Below are 23,995 nucleotides of genomic sequence, written 5' to 3' on the forward strand. Positions count from 1 at the left end.
AGAATTCTTGATAAAAAAGTTTTGCAAGGGAATTCAACTGAAAAAACAAGGCCATAGCCCTGATCGTAGCGGCATCCTTTTTGGTTACTAGACTTCCTTTTGAAGTGTAGTAACCAAAAAGATATAGCGGAGAGCAGGAAATAGCTGCTAAAAAAACTATACCTATATATATTGTAGGAAATATTGGATTGTATTATCTTTGCACCTCAATAAAAAATAAACCATGATTAAAGTTACTTTACCCGATGGATCGGTAAGAGAGTTTTCGCAAGGCGTAACTCCGATGGATGTTGCTAAAAATATTAGCGAAGGATTTGCTAGAAATGTGATTTCAGCTAATTACAATGACACGACGATAGAAACATCTACCCCTTTAACCGCTGACGGTGCGCTTACTTTATATACATGGAATGATAAAGAAGGAAAGAAAGCGTTTTGGCATTCGACTTCACACGTAATGGCACAAACATTAGAAGAAATGTACTCAGGTATTAAATTAACACTTGGACCTGCCATTGATAATGGATTTTATTATGATGTAGATTTTGGAAATCATAAAATTACGGATGCTGATTTTAAAAAGATTGAAGACCGCGTTTTAGAAATTTCAAGAGAAAAACACGAATTTAAAATGCGTGCTGTAACTAAAGCCGAAGCATTAGAGAAATATAAAGACAACGAATATAAAACAGAATTAATTTCTAATTTAGAAGACGGAACTATTACTTTTTGTGATCATGCTACGTTTACAGATTTATGTCGTGGTGGACACATTCCGAATACAGGAATTATTAAGGCTGTGAAAATAATGAGTATTGCTGGTGCGTATTGGCGTGGTGATGAAAAAAACAAACAATTAACGCGTGTTTACGGAACTTCATTTCCAAAACAAAAGGATTTAACAGACTATTTAGAATTATTAGAAGAAGCTAAAAGACGCGACCACAGAAAGTTAGGTAAAGAATTGGATTTATTCCATTTTTCACAACGTGTTGGACAAGGCTTGCCATTATGGCTTCCAAAAGGTGCTGCTTTGCGCGATAGATTAGAACAATTTTTAAAGAAAGCTCAAAAGAAAGCAGGATACGAACAAGTGGTTACGCCTCATATTGGACAGAAAGAATTATATGTTACTTCTGGGCATTATGCTAAATATGGAGCAGATAGTTTTCAACCGATAACGACTCCAGCTGAAGGCGAAGAGTTTTTATTAAAACCTATGAACTGTCCGCATCACTGTGAAATATATAACTCTAGACCTTGGTCTTACAAAGATTTACCAAAACGTTATGCTGAATTTGGTACCGTTTATAGATACGAACAATCTGGAGAATTACACGGTTTAACACGTGTAAGAGGATTTACTCAAGATGACGCACATATTTTCTGTATGCCAGATCAATTGGATGCGGAATTTAAAAACGTAATTGATTTAGTGCTTTACGTATTTGGTTCATTAGGATTTGAAAATTTTACAGCGCAAGTTTCTGTTAGAGATTTAAACAATCCAGAAAAATATATTGGTAGCGTTGAAAACTGGGAAAAAGCTGAAAATGCTATTATTAGCGCCGCAAAAGACAAAGGATTAAATTACGTTATTGAAGCTGGTGAAGCTGCATTTTATGGTCCGAAGTTAGACTTTATGGTTAAAGATGCATTAGGAAGAAGCTGGCAATTAGGAACAATTCAAGTAGATTACAACTTACCAGAACGTTTTGAACTATCCTATAAAGGTGCAGATGACAAATTACATCGTCCTGTAATGATTCATAGAGCGCCATTTGGTTCGATGGAACGATTTATAGCAATTTTATTAGAACATACTGCAGGAAATTTCCCACTTTGGTTAATGCCAGAACAAGCAATTATATTAAGTTTAAGTGAGAAATATGAAAAATATGCGAAAAAAGTTTTAGATTTGCTGGAAATTCACGAAATTCGCGCCCTAATTGACAACCGAAACGAGACAATTGGTAAGAAAATTAGAGAAGCAGAAATGCAAAAAATGCCATTTATGCTAATAGTTGGTGAAGAAGAAGAAAAAAATGGTACCATTTCTGTACGTCGTAATGGGCAAGAAGGAAAAGGAAATATTACAGTTACAATTGAAGAATTTGCAAAAATTGTAAATGAAGAAATAAGCAAAACATTGAAACAATTTTAAAGTTTAACTAAAATTACAGAGTCATAGCAATTAGAAGAGGAAGAGGGAGTTACACTCCTAGAGTAGAAAAAGTAGCCGCACATCGTATTAATAATTTAATTAGAGGTGTAGCTGAAGTACGTTTAGTAGGTGAAAACATTGAACCAGGTGTTTACAAAATGGCTGATGCATTACGATTTGCAGAAGAACAAGAAGTAGACTTAGTTGAAATTTCACCAAACGCAGACCCACCTGTTTGTAAATTGATGGATTATGGAAAATTTTTGTACCAACAAAAGAAAAGGGAAAAAGAATTAAAAGCAAAATCTAGTCAGGTTGTAATTAAGGAAATTCGTTTTGGACCTCAAACTGATGAACATGATTATGAATTTAAGAAAAAAAATGCTTTAAAATTCTTACAAGAAGGTTCAAAATTAAAGGCATTTGTATTTTTTAAAGGACGTTCTATTATCTATAAAGAGCAAGGACAAATTTTATTATTACGTTTGGCTCAAGATTTAGAAGAATTTGGAAAAGTAGAAAGTATGCCCGTTTTAGAAGGAAAACGTATGATTATATACATTGCTTCTAAGAAAAAAGTTAAATAAAGCAATAAGCAATAAGCAATAAGCCATAAGCTATCAAAAGCCTAATGTTTACTGCCTAATGCTTAAAGCTATCAAGATAGTAAGTAAGAATAAATTAAATACCTAGGAAAAAATGCCTAAAATGAAAACAAAATCTAGTGCTAAGAAACGATTTAAAGTTACTGGTTCTGGAAAGATCAAAAGAAAACACGCTTTTAAGAGTCACATTTTGACAAAAAAATCTAAAAAACGTAAATTAGCTTTAACTCACTCTGGTTTAGTTCATAAAACAGATGAGAAAAGCATTAAACAACAATTAAATATTATTTAATACGTTGTTTGGTTAAAACTAATTAATAACCCTGGAGTGGGCAGACTTCGACAGGCTTAGCCTGACAACAGAAGTTGAAAGTACTAATAAAGTCGCCTTACTACAAAAAACATTTAAAATTATGCCAAGAGCAGTAAATTCAGTAGCTACAAGAGCTAAAAGAAAAAGAGTATTAAAACAAGCAAAAGGATTCTTCGGAAGACGTAAAAACGTTTGGACAGTCGCTAAAAATGCGGTAGAAAAAGCAATGTGCTATGCCTACCGTGATAGAAAGCAAAAGAAAAGAAATTTCCGTGCCTTATGGATTATGCGTATTAACGCTGGTGCAAGACAATACGGAATGAGCTATTCTCAGTTTATGGGTAAAGTAAAAGCTAACAACATCGAATTGAACCGTAAAGTTCTTGCCGATTTAGCTATGAACCACTCAGAAGCATTTGCAGCTATCGTAAATAAAGTGAAATAATCAACGTTTAATCATATTTATATCTTACTTATACAAAATCCCAATCGAAAGGTTGGGATTTTTTGTTTCTTATCATAATGTAAATCTGTATTATTAATTGTAAATTTGCCACTTACAATAGAATATGGAAAATAATGAAACAAACCTTTACTTTGAAGGTTTACACCCAAAAAACAAACATATTGGCAGATATGACTTTGCTCAATTAATAAAAACGCATCCCGATTTAAACTTACACTTATTCCTAAATAAAGCAGGAGAAAAGTCAATTGATTTTTCAAATCCAATTGCCGTAAAAGCATTAAATAAAGCCTTATTAATGCATTTTTACAATTTAGAATACTGGAATATTCCAAAAACCAACTTATGCCCTCCTATTCCTGGAAGAGCCGAATACATTCATCATATTGCAGATGTATTAGCCGCTTCAAATGACGGAGTGGTTCCAACCGGAAATGCCGTTAGAATTTTAGATATTGGCGTTGGTGCAAATTGTATTTATCCAATTATTGGAAATCATGAGTATGGTTGGACATTTGTAGGAACTGAAGTGGACAAACAATCTTTACTATCTGCAGAAACCATTTTAAGTAAAAATCCGAAATTAAAGGAAAACGTAACCGTTCGATTTAACGATAATAAACGAAATGTTTTAAAATACATTTTAGAATCGGAAGAAGTTTTTGATTTTGTTATTTGTAATCCACCTTTTCATAGTTCTGCAGAAGAAGCTGCAAAAGGTTCATTACGAAAAAACAAAAACTTAGGTCAGAAAGTAGCTGACAAACCCGTTTTAAATTTCAGTGGTCAGAATAACGAATTATGGTGTGAAGGTGGCGAATTGGCTTTTGTAACCAATATGATTTATGAAAGTGTTCACTTTAAAAGTCAATGTAAATGGTTCAGTGCTATTATTTCTAAGAAATCAAACTTGAAGCCGTTGTACAAACAAATGAAGAAAGTAGAAGTTAAAAAGAGTACTACACTTCATTTAACAAATGGAAACAAAACTACACAGATTATTTGCTGGCAATTTTAATATAAAAAAAGGCTACCAAATGGTAGCCTTTTTTTATGAATTTATAACTAAACGAAAACCTTCTCCGTGAATATTCAATATTTCAACACGTTCATCTAATTTTAGATATTTTCTAAGTTTAGCTATATAAACGTCCATACTTCTTGATGTGAAATAATTATCGTCTCTCCAAATTTTTGTTAATGCTAGTTCTCTTGGCATTAAATCATTTTCATGAAGGGCTAACATTTTTAACAATTCAGATTCTTTTGGAGATAATTTAATAGGCTCTTGATTATCAAAAGTTAAAAATCGCAATTTAGAATTTAAATGAAATTTACCAATAGTAAACTCAAAAATAGTTGAATCTGGTTTTGTTTCAGATGCTTTTCTTTGAATAATCGCTTTGATTTTCATCAGCAACACTTCTGAATCAAACGGTTTGTTTAAATAATCATCAGCTCCAACTTTATAACCTTTTAAAACATCTTCTTTTAATGTTTTAGCTGTCAAAAAGATAATTGGCACTTCTGTATTTCTTTCTCTAATTTCTCGCGCTAAAGTATAACCGTCTTTATATGGCATCATTACGTCTAAAATACATAAATCGTAAGTGTCTTTTTTAAACTTCTCGAAACCTTCCATTCCGTTTTTAGCTAATGTAACTTCGAAATCATTTAAAGATAAATAATCTCTTAAGACTGAACCAAAATTTGGATCATCTTCTACTAATAATATTTTTTTTGCTTCCATATCTTAATTTATTAATGGCAATTTAATTATAAATGTACTTCCTTTTCCTTTTTCACTTTCAACAAAAACCTCGCCATTATGGTCATCGATAATTTGTTTTACATAAGCTAAACCAAGCCCGTGACCTTTTACATTATGCAAGTCGCCCGTATGCTCTCTAAAAAATTTTTCAAAAACCTTTTTTTGCACGGCTTTTGTCATTCCTATTCCGTTATCTTCTATTTTAACAAGAATATAATCTTTAATATTTTCCGTATACACATTAATAATTGGTTTTTCTACCGAATATTTCATTGCGTTATCCAAAATATTGACCAAAACGTTTGTAAAATGTACATCATTTAAAAGCACAGTAGTTCTATTGGCATTAAAATGAGTATGTATTTCCCCTTCTCTATCTTCTAAAATTAAACTCACATGATCAATCGCATCCTCAATAAAATCTGTAATTTCTTGTGGTTCTTTATCAATATTTAATTCGTTTCTTTCTAATTTTGAAATTCTAAGCACATTTTCAACTTGGGCATGCATTCGTTTGTTTTCATCCTTAATCATTTGAAGATATTTTTGCACCTTTTCTTTATCATCAATAATTTTAGGATTTTTTATTGCGTCTAAAGCTAAATTTATTGTCGCAATTGGTGTTTTAAATTCATGAGTCATGTTGTTTATGAAATCTGTTTTAATTTCAGATATCTGCTTTTGCATGATTAATTGTTTTAAAGCACTGGTATAAGTTACTAAAATTATTACAACAAATAATAATGTTAAAATTGTCATCGGTAACATTGACGAGAATACAAAATTTGTTTTATTTGGAAATCTAAGTAATAATTTATAATCTGATTTTCCTTCGGCATCTAATAAAATAGGCACACTATATGTAGTGCATTTATCATATCTAAACTCTTCTGATTTTATTTTTGTCGCTAAACCATTTTTATACACTGCAAACTCATAAGGTGTTTTTAATTCTGATTTATATAATTCAAAATTCAAAACATCATTTACTAATTTTGAAGAAATTCTCTTATGAATTTGTCTTTGAGAAACAATATCTCTAAACAAAAGTTCAAATTGAACACGGTCTAAAATACCTAATCTACCATTTTTTTGAATGGTAACGTTAGGTTTTGCACCCATATTGGTTTCGCTACCTTCTAAAGAATTATCTTTATAAACTTGCGTTTTTCTTTTTGCTTGATATTCTCTAATTTTAATGGCACCTGCATTTTTATCAAAGAACGAACCATCTATACCAAAATCTTCAGGAATAATTGTGTTCGAATAAATTAAAACTTCTTTTGTATTGGAATCTTTTTCATAATAAAAAAGCTGTTTTAATTGCTCTTGCATTGGTTCTCTTCCTGTACTGTCTTTAAATTTTTTATACGACGTATAGAAATCAACCATTTCTTTATTGTTTAGCTTTTCAGAAACATTACTTAAAACCACTAAAGCGTGGTGTTTAAATTGATCGTCATTTTTTTGAAACGAACTATTAATCCAATATAACTGAACTAAAATAATTCCTATCAAAGAAATACTCATTAAAAAAACCAATATTCTAAACCTCGTTTTATTCATCATAGCAAAGTTAGGGCGGAATTAAGAGCAAGCGAAATAATTAACCAATATTTAACAATTATGTTAAAATTTAAATATTATTTAATTTTTTTATTAAAATATCGATAAATTCATACGTTTTCTCTAAATTTTCATTTTCAACAACATATGTCGCTAATCTAATTTTCTGTTCTTCAGGAAGTTGGTTTTGAATTATCTGTAAAATAATATCTTTTGACGTTTTATCTCTTTCCAAAACACGTTGAATTCTTGTTTCTAAAGGTGCTGTAACTAAAATAGTAGCATCACAATAATCTTGCCCATTCGTTTCAAATAAAATGGCAACTTCTTTAATTACAAATGGAGCATCTTGATGTTGAGACAACCAATTGTCAAAGTCGCGTTTTACTTTTGGATGAATAATTGAATTGAGTTGTGCTAATTTATCTTTATTGGTAAACACCAATTCACGAATAAATTCTCTATTTAGTTGACCGTTTTCTAAAATTACGTTTTCTGTAAAAAGAGCTTGAACTTCTTGAATAACTTCTATAGTATTCATTATTTCTTTCGCAGCTTCATCTGCAATATAAACAGGAACTCCTTTTGAAGCAAAATAAGTTGCTACAGTTGTTTTACCTGTACCAATTCCACCAGTAAGTCCAATTATTTTAGTCATTTTATTTTTTAAAAAATAGTTTTGGAAAGGCAACCTCAGGTTGTTGTTTTAAAATATGAATTTTAAGATATGAAAGTAAAAATCCTTTTCCATATCCATAAAACTGAATTATTGTTGCTACCAAACTATATAAGGCAATTTCAATAGATTTATTTTGTTTCAACGAAGAAAAAAACAACACTATAAAATAAAAACCATACACATATAAAAAGTAAGGAAAGTTGAAAATTGCAACTAAAGCAGAAAACAAAAATCCTACTAAAAACAAAGTTGGAAACCAAAATGTAATTTTAGTAAATTCTGGATACCAAGAGTTTAATATTGGTCTAGCTAAACCGAATTTATTTACTTGCGTATAAAATTTATTCCAATCTATTCTTCGTTTATGATATACAAAAGCTTTGGAAATTAATTTTGTTTTATACCCTAATTTCCATAATCGAATAGATAAATCAGGATCTTCACCTGGATGAATATTTCCGAAACCTTTTGATGCTTCAAATGCTTTTTTAGATAAGCCCATATTAAAACTTCTGGGCTGAAATTTATCTATTTTTTCACTCCCACCTCTAATTCCGCCTGTAGTTAGGAAAGAAGTCATAGTGAAATTTATAGCTTTTTGAATATTTGAAAAAGAATCCAAAGCCGCATCTGGACCACCAAAACAATCTACAAAATCTCTTTTTAATTCTTCATCAACAGTTTGTAAGTAATTGGATGGAATTATGCAATCTGAGTCTAAAATGATAAAATAATCACCTTTAGCCATTTTCATTCCAAAATTTCTAGAATCTCCTGGACCTGAATTGGGTTTAAAATAGTAACTAACATTTAAAGCTACATATTTTTGAATTACATGCTCACAAGTAATTGAAGAACCATCTTCTATAATTACTATTTCATAGTTAGCTGTATAGGTTTGTTTCGATAAACTTTCTAAAAGTTCATCAATTTCATCAGGTCTATTAAAAATAGGTATAATTAAAGAAAATAGCATGGTCTTGTTTTATAAAAACAAAGATATATATAAAAACAAAAAAGTCCCGATAAATCGGGACTTTTAAGTAAAAAATTATTTAAAATAATTATTCTTTAATCACTTTTATTGAGTGTATTGTATTATCAACAGTTACATTAACAATATAAACTCCTGCACTTAATGCAGACATATTAACTTGTACATCATTTGTATTTGCATTTGCATTTACAACTTCTTGACCTAATAAGTTAATAACTTTTACATTACTAATAGCTGTTTTGTATGATAAATTCAATACATCTTTTACAGGATTTGGATACGCTACAAAGTTTGAAGTATCAAAACTTGCAGCACTTAATGATGCATCATATGCAGAAACTTGAAATGTTCCAAAAGCATTATTTCCATATTCCCAAAATCTAACATATAACACCTCACCTGGTGTTCTATTTGTTAATGAAATCATTGAAAATGAACCATTAGCTGAATCATCATCATCACATTCTACTAATACCAAAGTACTACATGGACCGGAATAAACAGCCATACCTGAATCAGAAATAGGTGAGCCTGTAACAGATGCAGAATCGAATGTAATACTACCAGATGCTGGCACAACTACAGAATACCATACATCACCACCAGAATAAGATGCACATCCTGGGGCAGGAGCACCTGCAGATGCTGTTGATCCAATATTAGTTCCAACTAAAGGATTTGTTGCGAATGTAGCACCTGGAGTTAAAACAGTTGCGGTAGCACAATTATCATTTACTGGAGGTGTTGCTAATGTAGTAAAAGTAACTGCACTCCATGTACTATATGTGCCTGTAGCACAAACAGAACGAATATGAAAATAATAAGTAGTTAATGGAGTTAAAGCCGAAGCCGCATGAGTAATACCATTGATTGCCGTACCAGAACCTGTTGGGGATGTTGCAACTGTATTTAAAACATATTCATATCCTAAAGCTGCGCTTGGAACTGCTGACCATGAAATATTAGCAGCGTTATGAGTTATATCCGAAACAGAAGCATTAGGAGTTGGACATGAAGGTGATAATTTTAATTCAAAATCATCAAAAGAAGCATACCAAGGTCCACCCGTAGACTCATTTACACGAACTGCAAAATAGTACACCCCAGAAGTTGTTGGAACAAATGAACGTGTAATTTTTGTATAAGGCTGTGCTGTATAAGTTGTACCTGTCCCAGGGATGTTGTATGAAGCACCTAATTGAGTAGCTCCTGTTGAATTTTGATTTGAATTTACAAAATAATCAACAAACCATGTAGTAGCATTATCTCCTTGAATAAATGAAGAGAAATCATAAGAAGTCCCAGCAGTTAATTGGAAACCAGGTGTCCACATAAATTCATTAGTTGCATTATAAGCATTTCTAATAAAATTAGTTCCTGTGTTAGCAGTACTCCAAGTATCATTTGTGTTTCTTGAAGCCCAGTCACCGTTTTGTTTGAACCAACATTCAGGGAAAATAGTAAGTCCAACTGTAGTTAATCCTTCAAAACCTTCCGTCCAAGGTATAGCCGTAATTGGAGCACATTGTGTAGTGAATGTTTGAACAGACCATACACTAAATGAACCTGAACCACAATTTGCTCTAACATATAAATAGTAAGGCGTTTGAGGCGTTAAACCTGTTAAAGTTACAAAAGCAGTTGCTACAGCTGTACCCGTACCTGTTGGTGGTGTAGCAGATGTTGAAACAACATATTCATAACCTGAAGCTGCACCTGACATAACATCCCATGATGAAGAAGCACCAGTAGCTGTTATACTAGAAACTACAACATTTGTAGGTTGAGGACATGCAGGAGATAAACGAATTTCGAAGTTGTCCACAAAGAAATCTGTATCATCAGAACCATCAGTAGCCCCAGAAACTACTCTGTATGCAAAACGAACGGTTTGACCATTATAGGCATCTAAATCAATAATGTTTGGTGAACCAGCAGCTGCAGGTGCATTAGCATTATTATAAGTATGAAGAACTGTCCAGTTTGTAAAGTTTGAAGCAACAAGTACTTCTACTCTATCATCAGCATCCCATGCATTAGTTGGAGCAGTTGTACCGTTCCATTGTGTTAAGGCTGCATCAAATTTTAATTCCCAACCAGTAGCTGGAATTGTAAATTGTGGAGAAATAATCCAATCATTATATCCTGTAGAATAGTGATTGAATGCGATTGAACCTGTAGTTCCATTATTAGAAAAACCATCATCTTTCCAACTGTTAGTTCCAAACGTAGCTGGACCAGCAGTTAAATCACCATTATCTCCTTTAATCCAACAAATTGAAGGTAAGAAAGTAGTAAATGGCTCAACATGTGGCAATGTAGTAATTGGCGCACAAGAAGTTGTGAAAGTTATAGGACCCGCCCATGGACTAGCATCTGTAGTAGAACAAACTGCTCTTACAAAAACATAGTACTGAGTTGATGGTAACAATCCTGTAGTAACAGTAGCAAATGTAGTAGTTACTGCAGTTCCTGCTGCCGTTGGAGGTGTATTTGTAGTAGAAATTACATATTGATATCCTAATGCTGGAGCAGTAGTTGGTGCATCCCAAGAAATATCAACCGAAGAAGATGTTACGTTAGCACTTACTAAAGCAGACGGATCTTGACAAGTTGGAATTGCTTCCCAAACAAAATCATCAAAATATAATGTACCTGCAACTGCTGTACTCTGTTTCATAGCAGGGAAATCAGAATAGGTTCCTGCTGGTGGCGCATATACAAAATCAGCAAAAACATTTGATGCTGGAGTAAATGAAGTTAATGATACGAATGTACTGGCATCATTTACATCTGTTAAATAACCAAATTCTACAGTTGAAAATAAAGTAGTAGAAAGAGAACGCATTTTAAATTTCAAACGATGTGTTCCAGCTCCTAAATTTGAAACTGGTTGCATACGCATTGTTGGTACAGCTGTAGTTGAACCATTGAAATAAAGCACGTTTGGTGCAGAAGGCGTAGGCGTAGTAGTTGTTGTAAAACAAGAACCTGCAGTTCCAACTTTAGCCCAACATGCTGGCATTCCTGAAGGTAATGACGAAGCTGTAACTCCATCAAAATTTTGAGTAAACGACGTTACGTTAGCACATAAAGTAGTAAAAGTAACTGGACCAGCCCATGGACTAGCTTCTGTTGTAGAACAAATTGAACGTACAAATACGAATTGTGCCGCATTTGGCGTTAAACCATTTAATGAAGCAAATGTATTTGTAGTTGCAGTTCCTGCTACTGTAGGAGCTGTATTAGTTGTAGAAACAAAATATTCATATCCTACTGCCGGAGCCGTAGCTGGTGCATCCCATGAAATTATTGCAGTTGAAGCGCCTACTTGAGCAAATACAATAGCAGATGGGTCTGTACATAATGGAACAGGTTCCCAAGCAAAATCATCTAAATATAATGTACCAGAAACAGATCCTGTATGTCTAATAGCAGGATAGTCAGAATAGGTTCCAGCTGGTGGAGCAAATACAAAATCAGCAAAAACATTTGATATAGAACTAATCGAAGTTAAGGCTACGAATGTTGTAGCGTCATAAGGATTGGTTAAATAACCAAGCTCTACAGTAGGTAAAGTAGTAGTTGAATCAGAACGCATTTTAAACTTCATACGGTGTGTACCTGCTCCTAAATTAGAAACCGGTTGCATACGCATTGTTGGTGCAGAAGTAGTTGAACCATAGAAATAAACTACGTTTGGTGCAGAAGGCGTTGGTGTAGTAGTTGAAGTATAACAAGAACCTAATGCTCCTACTTTTTCCCAACAAGCTGGCATAGCTGGAGAAGCTTGACCATCAAAATTTTGTGTAAATGCGGTTACATTAGCACATAATGTTTTAAATGTAATTGGTCCAGACCAAGTACTTACGTCTGAAGTAGCACAATTAGAACGTACCCAAACATTGTAAGAAGTATTTCCAGTAAGTGCTGATAAACCTGCTGTAACTATACCAGCAGCAACTGAACCTGTTGGGGTTGCTGTAGTTAATGGATCAGTACTTGAAGTACTTACAAAATAATCATAACCATTAGCAGGTGTTGTGGTTGAAGCAGCCCATGAAATTGTAGCCGAAGTAGCTGTAACATTAGCAGCTATCATACTGCTCCATAATGGTGCTTCACAAGTTGGTATAGCCTCGATTTTAAAATTATCGAAAGCCATATAATAATCTCCAACAATCCAGTTAAAAGTTACTCGTATTCTGATAGACTGACCTGTATAAGCTGCTAAATTTAAAGCGTAAGTTTGCCATCCTGCTATACCGTTATTTGGCTCTGTAACTACATCTGTATATGTAGTACCGTTATTAGTAGAAACAGCAATAATCATATTTCCGCTACTTGCAATTGATGCTGGGTTTGGAGATGCATAATCATTAGCTTTATAATTAAATACAAATCTATGATTAGCAGGTACTGGCGCAAAAATAGGTGTTACTAAATTTCCAGTTGTTGAACTTTCCCAAGAATTTCTAAATATATAATTAGTTGCTAATGCAGGACTAATTCCTGCTGTTGTATTACCTATAGAAAAACCTGTTTGAGCCCAGTTAGCTGGCAAAGTAGTAGTAGCAAATCCCTCAGACCATGGAATAGCCACAGGAGGTATTGTTGTTACTGTACTCGCATTTGAAACTGAAGTGGCATTAAAGTAATAACTAAAAGGTGTAGCCGAACCACATCTTAAATATTGAATTACTTTTACATAATATTGCGTATTTGGAAGCAAACCAGTTACTGTTACTGTTGCTAAAGTACCATCGTAAACTACTTGTTGTCCTGTTCCTGCATAAGCAGTAGCAGCAGTAAATGCAACAGCTGATCCATCTACTGGATCTACAATTGGTGCATCGCTAACATACACCACACGTCTGTTTCCATCTGAGTTGGTCCAGTTAGCAATAAAACCTGTTTGAGTAATAGTTGCAGTTGGAAAATTTAATCCTGTTGCTTGTCCTACTGGAGCCGCTGCTGGATTTACTGTTACTACATTTGAATAAGAAAATAAGGTACTACTTGTACAAGTAATTTTACATCTGTAGTAAACAGTTGCTGTTCCTGCAAATGAAGGTGGCGAATATACCATAGTAGTAGAAGAAGTACCTGTAGCATTTGCCCAAGTTGTATTATCTGTTGACGTTTCCCATTGAAAAGTAAGACCACTAAAACCTTCACTGTTTCCAGTTAACGTTAATGCTGTAGGTGTAGTACTTGCACATAAATTTTGAACCGCCGGTGTAACTGTACCCGCCACCGGAGCACCTGTACAAGCTACTGGAGGTGTAAACGTATACACTAAACCATTAGCAGGCATCCCAGGAGTAGCAACTGATGTGTTGTATGCCTGAGTTGAACTGTTTGCAGTACCGTTAGTTGATGCCGTAAATAATTGAGTTGAAGTATTTGTTCTTGTTTTAAAATCAGTTACTGCTGCCCCTCTTAAACCAATCTGAGCAGTTCCAGAAATAGCCGTAGAACCTATTGCGTATCCATTAGATCCATACACCATTTTAATTTGGTTGGTAGTTTCCGCTAATCTAATTTGGAAATTCATAAATGGAATTTCAAAAATACTAGTTGAACTGTTTGGTCTCCAATTTTTATATTGAATTACAAATTCTCTGTTAGGAGCTGTACCTACTACTTCATACCTCACTTCTCCTGTAATCAAACTAGCCACAAAAACACCAGAGGTGTTTGCACCCCATGCAGAAATAGCTCCTGCGTAAGCTGTTGAAGTTGTTGATGAAAGCGGAGTAGTTGTTGTTCCTAGCGGTGCTGTAGTACCAAAAGTAATAAATCCATTACTACTAACATTACAGCCAGTGTAATCCGTTCCGTTAAAATTGAAGTTAAAAGGAATAGTAGTGTTTGCTATATTCCAAATCTGCGAATCAAAAGCTGAAGTAGCAGATGAAGTACCTAAAATTGTACCTCCTGTGATTTCCGAGTAAGTTTGATTGCTTTGAGCAAAGCTGTACAAATTTACTTGGGCTTGGATTTGCACACACGTGAAGAGTGCTAAAAGCCAGAGAGTAATTTTTTTCATAATTAAGTTATTATAGTTTATATTACAAATAAAAGAAAATTAAATTGATTTTTACATAGCAATTTATTAACAATCCGATAAAGTGTAAAATAAATCGTTAAAATGCTTGTTTTGTTTAAAATCATTAGTTTTTTAACAAATTAGCATAAAAAAGTAATATTTATAATCCAAAAAAGTCCTGATAAATCAGGACTTTTAAGTAAAAAATTATTTAAAAATAATTATTCTTTAATCACTTTTATTGTGTGTACTGTATCATCAACAGTTACATTAACAATGTAAACACCTGCATTTAAAGAAGACATATCAACTTGTACATCATTTGTATTTGCTTTTGCATTTACAACTTCTTGACCTAATAAGTTAATTACTTTTACATTACTAATAGCAGATTTGTATGATAAATTCAATACATCTTTTACTGGATTTGGATACGCTACAAAGTTTGAAGTATCAAAACTTGCAGCACTTAATGAAGCATCATATGCAGAAACTTGAAATGTTCCAAAAGCATCATTTCCATATTCCCAAAATCTAACATATAATACCTCACCTGGTGTTCTATTTGTTAATGAAATCTTTGAAAATGAACCTAATGAATCATCATCATCACATTCAACTAATACCAAAGTACTACATGGACCTGAATAAACAGCCATACCTGAATCAGAAATAGGTGAGCCTGAAACAGATGCAGAATCGAATGTAATATTACCAGATGCTGGTACGATTACAGAATACCATACGTCACCACCTAAATAAGACGCACATCCTGGAGCAGGAGCACCAGCGGAAGCTGTTGATCCAATATTAGTTCCAACTAATGGATTTGTAGCAAATGTACCACCTGGAGTTAAAACTGTTGCGGTAGCACAATTATCATTTACTGGTGGAGTTGCCACTGTAGTAAAAGTAACTGTATTCCAAGTACTATATGTTCCTGTACTACAAACAGAACGAACATGAAAATAATAAGTTGTTAAAGGAGTTAAAGCCGAAGCCGCATAAGTAATAGCGGTAATTGCTGTACCAGATCCTGTTGGGTATGTTGCAACGGTATTTAAAACATATTCATATCCTAAAGCGGCACTAGTAACAGAAGGCCAGTTGATATTTGCAACCATATCTGCAACACCAGAAGCAACAGGAGCAGGTGGCGCACATGCTGGAGGTGCAATAACCGTAATTGTATAATCTTCAAACTCACCTCGTGAAACTGCTGCGCATGGATTATCCGGATTTGAAGCATTCCAATCGGTTGTAATTCTCATTCTATAGTTACCTAAAGCTGTTCCAGCAGGAATCGAAATTGTACCAGAAAATGGACCATTACCATAAGAAATTGTATTGTATACTTTCTCTGTAGCATTATCTAATATCATATCATTATTCCAATCAATCCAAATTGCAAAACCAGCAGTTCCGCCAACAATAGCAGCATTAAAATTAAATGAACTAGTTGCAAAACCTTCTACAAATTGAGTACTTGCATTTAAATAACCACCAGTAGTAAAACCTGTAGCTAAGTTAGAAATATTTTGAGATCCTCCAGTAGTTGAAAAATTATTTACATAAGTAGCCGTACCTGTACTTGAAGGCAAACAATATCCTGTAAAAAATGATAAAGTACTCCAGTTACCAAACGCGCCACCTGTACATGCTGCTCTTACATGTAAATAATACACAGTTTGAGGTGTTAAACCTGAAGCAATATAAAACGTAGATGTAATAGCTGTACCTGAAGTAGGTGGTGTTGCAGAAGTTGTTACTGCATATTCATAACCTGTAGCACCATTAGTAGATAAATTATCCCAAGAAGTGTTTGCTCCTGTTGCAGAAATACCAGCTACAATTAAACCTGTTTGATCTGGGCAAGTTGGAATTGCTTCCCAAACTACATCATCAATTAATAAACTATTTGACGGACTACCAGTATGTCTAAATGCTGGATAATCTGAATACGAACCTGCTGGTGGTAAAAATATAAAATTTTCATACGTTAATGAGGCAGCTGTCATTGTTGTTAATGATACAAATGTAGTAGCATCCATTGGATTTGTTAAGTAACCGAATTCAACAATACCACCAACTGTAAAATTGGCACGCATTTTAAATTTCAATCTATGTGTTCCATCACCTAAATTAGAAACAGGTTGCATTTTAACTACTGCTAAATTAGTTGTACTAGATGAATACATGTATAGTGTATTTGGCGAAGAACTAGAACTGGTAGCCTGTGTATTTGCAGTACCACTTGTACCTACCTTACCCCAACAAGAAGGTAAAGCTGGAGTTGTAACTGCATCAAAATTTTGAGTAAAGGTTGTAACTGCAGCACAAGCTGTAGTAAAACTAATCGAAGCTGACCAAGGACTTAAAGAACCTGAACCACAATTTGCTCTTACAAACACATAATAAGTTGTATTTGGCAACAAACCTGATAAAACTGCAAAAGTTGTAGTTACAGGAGTACCTGCAACTGTAGGTAATGTGTTTGATGTTGACACAATGTACTCATAACCAGAAGATGGGATTGGATCTGTAGCATCCCAAGAAACTGAAGCACCTGTTGAGGTAATGCCTGCTGAAAGAAGTCCTAAAGGCTCTATACAACTAGGTGTTAAACGAACTTGAAAATTATCAATTGAAAATTCAATATCAGCGGCTCCATTTGTTGAGCCTTCCACTGCTCTAAATGCAAATCTAACTGTTTGTGAAGCAAAAGCATCTAAATCAAGAGAAATTGGTGTTGCAGTAATGCCTGGCTGATTTGTGTCATTATAAGTATGTAAAACCGTCCAATTTGAAGTTCCTGTTGAAGAAACTAATACTTCTATAAAATCATCAGATTCCCATGGAGTTGTTGGCGCAGTAGTAGCTGCATACTGAACCGCTGCTGCATCAAATTTTAATTCATATCCAGTTGCAGGGATAGAAAATTGAGGAGAAATTACCCAATCATTTGCCCCAGTCATATAAATATTATTACTAAACGCACCTGTTGTCCCTGCATTAGCGAATCCATCAGCTGCCCAATCCGATGCGGTAAAAGCACTAGGACCAGCAGTTAAGTCTCCATTAACACCATTCATCCAACATGCATTTGGTAAAAAAGTATCAAATGGTTCGATACTTGGATAAGTAGTAATTACACCACAAGTAGTAAACGAACTTTCAGTACATCCAGTAGCTTGTCCGTTTGTATTGTAAGGAAAAACCTTTACATAATAAGTAGTTCCAGCTAAAAGTGCTCCTAAGTTATAACTAGTAACATTACCAACATCAAACATGTTTAAAACATTAGTACCTCCAGGAGTTGTGCCTACACTTAATTTATAACCCAATGGAATACCAGGAGCTACATTCCAAGCAACTGTTGAACTTGAAATATTTGTAGCACCACTAACAGGTGTTGACAAAACAGTACAAGAAGGCGGAAATGCTGTTACCTGTGTTGCAGAAAAGTTATCTATATAAATATCATAATCGCCTGAAACCCATGTGAACAAAAATCTTAATTTTATATCAGACCCACTTGGTAAACTTGCTGCAGGGATTACATTTGAAAAAGTAGCACACGTATTGGCTACAACATGATTTGCATCATTAATTGTAAAGAAAGTAGTCCATGCCCCACCATTGTTTGTTGAATATTGCACTTGAATATTTCCCCAACCTGAAGAAGTAGGAGTAGTTGAAAACCAATCTTCAATTTTGTAATCAAAAGTCACTGTTAAGTCAGTTCCGTTGGAACCTGCAACTTGATTAGGAGTTTCTAAAGTACCCGTTGCGCTTGTTGAATACAAATTATCTATGTACGAATTTCCAGCACACGATTCAGTTCCAGACACGTATCCAAAACCATTACTTGTCCAACCAGTAGGAAGATTTGTTGAAGGATTAAAATTCTCAACAACATTAACTTGAGCAGTCATTTGCCAACATGTAAACAAGGCAAATAACCAGAAAGTAATTTTTTTCATTTTAATAAATTTTAGGTTAATATAGTAAATAAACAAAAAAAAAAATAGATTTTGTTTAACAATTGTTAATTAATCGATGAAAGACAAAAAAAATCGATGAAAAACAAAAAATCCCGAAGTCTCGGGATTTTTTAACAATTAGTTGCTAATTTGTTATTTGATACTTGGAATAAAAACCATTTCCGAAGTATCTGCCTGATAATTTACACCTTCAAAACCAAATCCGAATAAACTATCAAAATCTTTCTTATATCCTGCTAAATCTCCAATTTCAGATAAATTTTCAGTAGTAGCTACTTTCCATAATTTAGCCACTTGTTCTTGAACGTCATCGCGCATTTCCCAATCGTCAATTCTAATTCTTCCTTTTTCATCTGTTGAAATGGCATTGCCACTATATAATCTGTCTGAATATAAACGTTGCATTTGTTCGATACATCCTTCGTGAATGCCTTCCGCTTTCATAGTTTTATATAATAATGAAATATATAATGGAATTACTGGAATAGCAGAACTTGCCTGTGTCACCAATGCTTTATTTACTGAAACGTATGCTTTACAATTTACACTTTCTAATTGTTTTGTAATTTCGAAAGCAGTCGCTTCCAAATGGTCTTTTGCACGACCAATTGTTCCTTTTCTATACACCGCTTCAGTAACTTCTGGACCAATATAAGAATACGCTAATGTCATTGCGTCATTTGCTAAAACGCCTGCATCTTTTAAGGCATTCATCCACATTGACCAATCTTCACCACCCATAACCACAACTGTATTATCAATATCGTCTTGATTTGCAGGTTCGATAGAAACTTCTGAAACATTTCCAGTATGAAAATCAACTGTTTTGTTAGAAAATTTTCCACCAATTGGTTTTAAAGTAGAACGGTGTAAAACTCCAGTAACAGGATGCATACGAACTGGTGAAGCCAAACTATAGATAACCAAATCTACTTGACCTAAATCTTTTTTAATAATATCGATGGTTTGCTGTTTTATTTCATTTGAAAACGCATCTCCATTCACACTTTTTGCATATAAACCTGCTTTTTCTGCTTCCATTTCAAAAGCAGCCGAATTATAATATCCTGGAGTAGCCGTTTTTCCTTCACTTGGCTCTTTTTCAAAGAAAACACCAACAGTTGCTGCATCGCAACCGAATGCACTTGTAATTCTTGACGCTAAACCAAAACCTGTTGAAGCACCAATTACTAAAACTTTTTTTGCACCATCAATTTTACCTTTTGATTTTACATATTCAATTTGATTTTTTACATTTTTTGCACAACCGTCTGGATGAGCTGTTAAACATATAAATCCACGCATTCTTGGTTCGATAATCATAATTTTATATTTATTGTTGTTGTATTTATAAACTTGATACAAAAGTATACATTTTAATTTAATAATGTTTTAGCATGTGATAGTGCCGATTCGGTAATTTGTTTACCTGATAACATTTCAGCAATTTCAATAATTCGTTCTTCAGAATTTAATTTTACAATTTTTGAAATGGTGTTCTCTAAAATAGTTTCTTTCGAGACTTTATATTGCGAATCGCCTTTTGAAGCAATTTGAGGCAAATGTGTAATCGCAAAAACTTGACGGTTGGCACTCATTTTTTTCATAATTTCTCCCATTTTTAATGCGATTTCTCCAGACACGCCAGTATCTATCTCATCAAATAAAATGGTAGGTAATTTTGAAAAATCAGCTAAAATAGCTTTAATAGCCAACATAATTCTTGACATTTCACCACCTGACGCTACTTTTTTAAACGACCCCAAACTGGTTCCTTTATTAGCCGAAAACAAAAGCTCTAATTCATCTGTTCCGTTAGAAAGAAATGAATTTGAAGTGTTTAATTCCATTTTAAATTGCGAATCTGGCATACCTAATTCATACAAAATAGCAGAAATTTTAGAAATAAAAACAGGAATGGCTTCACTCCTATTTTTTGATATTGTCTCAGATATTGTGGTCAATTCAGCTGATTTCAGACTTAAATAATCTTTTAATTGAAGTATTTTTTCATCTAAATTGTCCACTAAAAGTACTTTTTCCGAAAGCTGATTTTGTATTACTAACAAGTCTTCTATTGAAGTAACTTGATGTTTCTTTTGTAAATCGTAAATAGCTTGCAATCGGTTAGATATAAATTCTAATCGTTCTGGATTATAGGTGTTTTTTTCGGCTAAATGAAATGTGGTATCTGCAATATCTTCTAATTCAATTAATGCAGATTGCAATCTTTCGAAAACTTCTGAATACGAGGAAGAAAACCCAGCAATTTTTTGCAATGCATTTTTACATTCTTTAATCGAAGAAATAAATCCAAATTGCTCGTCAGTTGCACTTGATACTAATTTACTTAGCGTTTCTGTAATTAATTCAGAATTATTTAAACTCAGTAATTCGCCTTCTAATTCCGATTGTTCCTCCGGTTTTAAATTTACTTGTTCTAATTCATTTAACAAGTGTAAATTGTATTCTTGCGCTGTAAATAATGTGTTTTTATCAACAATGGCCTGTTCTAATTCTTTAGATTTTAGTTTGAAATCGGATAATAAAATGGTGTATTCATTTAGATTTTGGGCATTCGAACCCATAGCATCTAAAATAGAAATCTGATAATTTTGCTGTTCCAATTCACGTGTTTGATGCTGTGAATGAATATCAATTAAATTTTCTGCTAAAAGTTGTAATTCTGATAAATTAACAGGTGTGTCATTTATAAACGCACGAGATTTTCCAGAAGGCAAAATTTCACGTCTAATAATCGTTGTGTCTTCGAAATCTAAATCATTCGCTTCAAAAAGTGATTTTAAATTGTATTTTGAGATTTCGAAACTGGCTTCCACTACGCATTTCTTTTCTTTATCTTTTAAGGAAGCTAAATCGGCACGATTTCCCATAATTAAACCCAAAGCACCTAATAATATCGATTTTCCCGCACCTGTTTCTCCTGTTATGGTAGCAAACTGATTGGAAAAATTAATATTAAGTTGCTCAATTAAGGCATAATTTTGTACAGATAAAGATAAAAGCATATTACCTTATTTTATTCCATTTGGAAGAATTTAACGGAGAAATGGTAGCTAAATTATCTTTAACTTTAACTGTATCAATACCTGGTCCGCCATTAAAAATATCTACAATTTCGTCTGTTTTAGTATCAAAAAAAGTTCGTGCTAAAAGCGAATTTGGTCTTACTTTGTGTACTTTAAGTAAAGTATCTATAGCATTTACGATACCTAATTTTCCTTGTTTTAAATCGTCAGCCATTTTATCTAATCCATTGATGTGATATTCATACATAGTTTCTCTGTATGCATCAAATGTGTTTGATATTAAATCTGAAATCAAATTAAATCGTGTTGTTTTTTTACCCGTTTGCACCCAACCTGAAAACCCACTCGATTGTGCTACATTGGTAATATTTAAAGCTGTTTCATAAGAATCTGTTCCGCCCTTATCTGAAAAAGTATCTGCGTCAGAAGCGATAATTACATTGGCATAAAAGGATAAAATCGAAACTAAATTTGATGTAAATGCATTTTGATCATAAATTAAATTTTCAAATTCAATGTATTTAAAACTTACATCTTTATCGTTAATATTTAGAATTGGAGTAGTAAATGTACTATTATAAACGGGACGCGAAGAGTTTACTTGCAAAGACGCTTCGAAATTATTGCTTTCAAATTTAGTTACGATGAAGAAAAACGAACAATTTATTTTTTCATTTTGTTTCACTACTTTTTCAGAAAATTTAGTATTATTCAAAAAATCGAAAACCTGTTTTTCTAAATTCTTAAAAATCTGAGGATTTACACTGGTAACTTGATCAGTATTTATAGATACAATAGCTTTTAATTCTTGTGAATTAGCACAAAAAACACTTAAAAAAAGGAATACTAAAAATTTAATTCGCATATTTTTTTACAATTAGGTTAACAATATCTTCGGCAACTAATTCTTTTGATTTTAATGGAATATCAAATATATTAAAATCTTTATCAATAAAAGTAACTTTATTGGTTGGTTTTCCAAATCCAGCACCTTCATCGTTTAAAGAATTCAAGACGATAACATCTAAATTCTTCTTTTGGATTTTACTTTTGGCATTTTCAATTTCATTTTCTGTTTCTAAAGCAAATCCAATTAAAAATTGATTCTTTTTTATTTGACCTAAAGATAATAAAATATCTTTATTCTTTTCCAAATCTATAGTAAACGTAGCTTCATCCTTTTTTATTTTCTGAGAAGCAATATTTTTTGGTTTATAATCGGCAACTGCCGCAGCTGCGATTACGACATCTGTATTTTCAAAATAGTGATGACAAGCAGCAAACATTTCGTCAGCTGATGTAACTCTTATAATAGTTACTAAACTATGTTGCAATTGCATATGAGTTGGACCTGAAACCAATACCACTTCTGCGCCTAAATTGGCAGCCGCAAGAGCAATATCATATCCCATCTTTCCTGTAGAATGATTACCAATAAATCGAACTGGATCTATAGCTTCATAAGTAGGACCTGCAGTTACTAATACTTTTTTGCCTTTTAGTGGTAATTTGCTTTCGATATCTTTTTCAATAAATTGAAGTATGTTTTCTGGTTCAGCCATTCTTCCTTCACCGCTTAATCCACTGGCTAATTCGCCGCTTTCTGCAGGAATTATTGTATTTCCAAAACCTTTTAAAGTTTCGAAATTCATAATCGTTGTGGGATGAATGTACATATCTAAATCCATTGCTGGAGCAAAATATACTGGACATTTTGCAGATAAATAAGTAGCTAAAAGCAAGTTATCACAGGCTCCTGAAGCCATTTTAGAAAGTGTATTCGCTGTAGCTGGAGCAATAAGCATAAAATCGGCCCAAATTGCTAATTCTACGTGATTGTTCCAAGTTGCATTTTCATCTTCTTTATTATAAAAAGTAGAAAATACGGGATTTTTTGAAAGTGTCGATAAAGTTAAGGGTGTAACAAAATCAATAGAAGCAGGTGTCATGATAACTTGTACATGCGCACCTGCTTTTATAAGTAATCTAACCAATGAGGCTGTTTTATAAGCTGCAATTCCGCCAGAAATACCCAGCAAAACATTTTTACCCTTTAAAACAGACATTAATTAAAGTTTTAATTATTTAGTATCTCTATGATAAATTTTATCTTCTAACCATTCTTGAACAGCTAAAGCGTGTGGTTTAGGTAATTTTTCGTAATATTTAGAAACTTCAATTTGTTCTTTATTCTCGAAAACTTCTTCTAAACTATCATTATAAGTAGCAAATTCGTCAAGTTTATCTAATAATTCTTTTTTAATTTCAGAATTAATTTGATTGGCTCTTCTTGCTATTATAGTAATTGCTTCATATACATTTCCAGTT

The 23,995-nt window shown here is 33.1% G+C and carries 16 protein-coding genes; 5 read left to right on the forward strand and 11 right to left on the reverse strand.

The features are described from left to right. Positions 1-223: 223 nt before the first annotated feature. The 5 genes from thrS (at position 224) to rlmF (ending at position 4,566) form a co-directional block, all read left to right on the forward strand. Positions 224-2,164 carry a threonine--tRNA ligase gene (thrS, locus tag ACIQ16_RS09100; protein ID WP_396150789.1) on the forward strand — a complete coding sequence of 647 codons (1,941 nt, stop codon included), beginning with the start codon at positions 224-226 and terminating at the stop codon, positions 2,162-2,164. Positions 2,165-2,262: 98 nt separating this feature from the next. After that, complete coding sequence (gene infC, locus ACIQ16_RS09105) at positions 2,263-2,751, forward strand: translation initiation factor IF-3 (RefSeq protein WP_396150815.1); 489 nt, start codon at positions 2,263-2,265, stop codon at positions 2,749-2,751. A 112-nt stretch (positions 2,752-2,863) separates the two neighbouring features. Continuing rightward, entirely contained in the window at positions 2,864-3,061 is a 198-nt protein-coding gene (gene rpmI, locus ACIQ16_RS09110) for a 50S ribosomal protein L35 (RefSeq protein WP_140964640.1), read from the forward strand. Between the two features lie 121 nt (positions 3,062-3,182). Further along, positions 3,183-3,527, forward strand: coding sequence for a 50S ribosomal protein L20 (gene rplT, locus ACIQ16_RS09115; RefSeq protein WP_091312626.1), 345 nt, complete (start codon positions 3,183-3,185; stop codon positions 3,525-3,527). A 124-nt stretch (positions 3,528-3,651) separates the two neighbouring features. Beyond that, on the forward strand, positions 3,652-4,566 hold the full coding sequence (rlmF, locus tag ACIQ16_RS09120; RefSeq protein ID WP_396150792.1) for a 23S rRNA (adenine(1618)-N(6))-methyltransferase RlmF: 915 nt from the start codon (positions 3,652-3,654) through the stop codon (positions 4,564-4,566). Between the two features lie 33 nt (positions 4,567-4,599). Here rlmF and ACIQ16_RS09125 read toward each other — a convergent pair whose 3' ends face one another. From ACIQ16_RS09125 to ACIQ16_RS09175, 11 genes are all read right to left on the reverse strand, one after another. Further along, positions 4,600-5,298, reverse strand: coding sequence for a response regulator transcription factor (locus tag ACIQ16_RS09125; protein ID WP_291241586.1), 699 nt, complete (start codon positions 5,296-5,298; stop codon positions 4,600-4,602). A 3-nt stretch (positions 5,299-5,301) separates the two neighbouring features. Next, a complete protein-coding gene (locus tag ACIQ16_RS09130) occupies positions 5,302-6,885 on the reverse strand; it encodes a sensor histidine kinase (RefSeq protein WP_396150794.1) in 1,584 nt (527 codons plus the stop codon). 70 nt (positions 6,886-6,955) lie between these two features. Further along, positions 6,956-7,543 carry a dephospho-CoA kinase gene (coaE, locus tag ACIQ16_RS09135; protein WP_396150796.1) on the reverse strand — a complete coding sequence of 196 codons (588 nt, stop codon included), beginning with the start codon at positions 7,541-7,543 and terminating at the stop codon, positions 6,956-6,958. Between the two features lies 1 nt (position 7,544). Continuing rightward, complete coding sequence (locus ACIQ16_RS09140; RefSeq protein WP_396150798.1) at positions 7,545-8,540, reverse strand: glycosyltransferase; 996 nt, start codon at positions 8,538-8,540, stop codon at positions 7,545-7,547. An 88-nt stretch (positions 8,541-8,628) separates the two neighbouring features. Next, complete coding sequence (locus ACIQ16_RS09145; protein WP_396150800.1) at positions 8,629-14,613, reverse strand: fibronectin type III domain-containing protein; 5,985 nt, start codon at positions 14,611-14,613, stop codon at positions 8,629-8,631. 221 nt (positions 14,614-14,834) lie between these two features. Continuing rightward, complete coding sequence (locus tag ACIQ16_RS09150) at positions 14,835-18,596, reverse strand: GEVED domain-containing protein (RefSeq protein ID WP_396150802.1); 3,762 nt, start codon at positions 18,594-18,596, stop codon at positions 14,835-14,837. Positions 18,597-18,749: 153 nt separating this feature from the next. Then, positions 18,750-19,940 carry an enoyl-ACP reductase FabV gene (fabV, locus tag ACIQ16_RS09155; protein ID WP_396150804.1) on the reverse strand — a complete coding sequence of 397 codons (1,191 nt, stop codon included), beginning with the start codon at positions 19,938-19,940 and terminating at the stop codon, positions 18,750-18,752. A gap of 53 nt (positions 19,941-19,993) precedes the next feature. Further along, positions 19,994-21,646, reverse strand: coding sequence for a DNA repair protein RecN (recN, locus tag ACIQ16_RS09160; RefSeq protein WP_396150806.1), 1,653 nt, complete (start codon positions 21,644-21,646; stop codon positions 19,994-19,996). Position 21,647: 1 nt separating this feature from the next. Continuing rightward, a complete protein-coding gene (locus tag ACIQ16_RS09165) occupies positions 21,648-22,532 on the reverse strand; it encodes a DUF4835 family protein (RefSeq protein WP_396150808.1) in 885 nt (294 codons plus the stop codon). Beyond that, positions 22,522-23,733, reverse strand: a complete 1,212-nt coding sequence (gene coaBC / locus ACIQ16_RS09170) for a bifunctional phosphopantothenoylcysteine decarboxylase/phosphopantothenate--cysteine ligase CoaBC (protein WP_396150810.1) — start codon at positions 23,731-23,733, stop codon at positions 22,522-22,524. Before coaBC ends, ACIQ16_RS09165 begins: the two co-directional genes overlap by 11 nt. Positions 23,734-23,748: 15 nt before the next feature. Beyond that, a partial coding sequence (locus ACIQ16_RS09175; protein WP_396150812.1) for a DNA-directed RNA polymerase subunit omega occupies positions 23,749-23,995 on the reverse strand: 247 nt, incomplete at its 5' end.

It is taken from the genome of Flavobacterium sp., assembly GCF_044360715.1.
Classification (GTDB): domain Bacteria; phylum Bacteroidota; class Bacteroidia; order Flavobacteriales; family Flavobacteriaceae; genus Flavobacterium.

Bases quoted from the DNA above. Each gene is read 5' to 3' on its own strand.
- thrS (WP_396150789.1), top strand. From the start codon at position 224: ATGATTAAAGTTACTTTACCCGATGGATCGGTAAGAGAGTTTTCGCAA.
- rpmI (WP_140964640.1), top strand. From the start codon at position 2,864: ATGCCTAAAATGAAAACAAAATCTAGTGCTAAGAAACGATTTAAAGTT.
- rplT (WP_091312626.1), top strand. From the start codon at position 3,183: ATGCCAAGAGCAGTAAATTCAGTAGCTACAAGAGCTAAAAGAAAAAGA.
- rlmF (WP_396150792.1), top strand. From the start codon at position 3,652: ATGGAAAATAATGAAACAAACCTTTACTTTGAAGGTTTACACCCAAAA.
- ACIQ16_RS09125 (WP_291241586.1), bottom strand. From the start codon at position 5,298: ATGGAAGCAAAAAAAATATTATTAGTAGAAGATGATCCAAATTTTGGT.
- ACIQ16_RS09130 (WP_396150794.1), bottom strand. From the start codon at position 6,885: ATGAATAAAACGAGGTTTAGAATATTGGTTTTTTTAATGAGTATTTCT.
- coaE (WP_396150796.1), bottom strand. From the start codon at position 7,543: ATGACTAAAATAATTGGACTTACTGGTGGAATTGGTACAGGTAAAACA.
- ACIQ16_RS09140 (WP_396150798.1), bottom strand. From the start codon at position 8,540: ATGCTATTTTCTTTAATTATACCTATTTTTAATAGACCTGATGAAATT.
- ACIQ16_RS09145 (WP_396150800.1), bottom strand. From the start codon at position 14,613: ATGAAAAAAATTACTCTCTGGCTTTTAGCACTCTTCACGTGTGTGCAA.
- ACIQ16_RS09150 (WP_396150802.1), bottom strand. From the start codon at position 18,596: ATGAAAAAAATTACTTTCTGGTTATTTGCCTTGTTTACATGTTGGCAA.
- fabV (WP_396150804.1), bottom strand. From the start codon at position 19,940: ATGATTATCGAACCAAGAATGCGTGGATTTATATGTTTAACAGCTCAT.
- recN (WP_396150806.1), bottom strand. From the start codon at position 21,646: ATGCTTTTATCTTTATCTGTACAAAATTATGCCTTAATTGAGCAACTT.
- ACIQ16_RS09165 (WP_396150808.1), bottom strand. From the start codon at position 22,532: ATGCGAATTAAATTTTTAGTATTCCTTTTTTTAAGTGTTTTTTGTGCT.
- coaBC (WP_396150810.1), bottom strand. From the start codon at position 23,733: ATGTCTGTTTTAAAGGGTAAAAATGTTTTGCTGGGTATTTCTGGCGGA.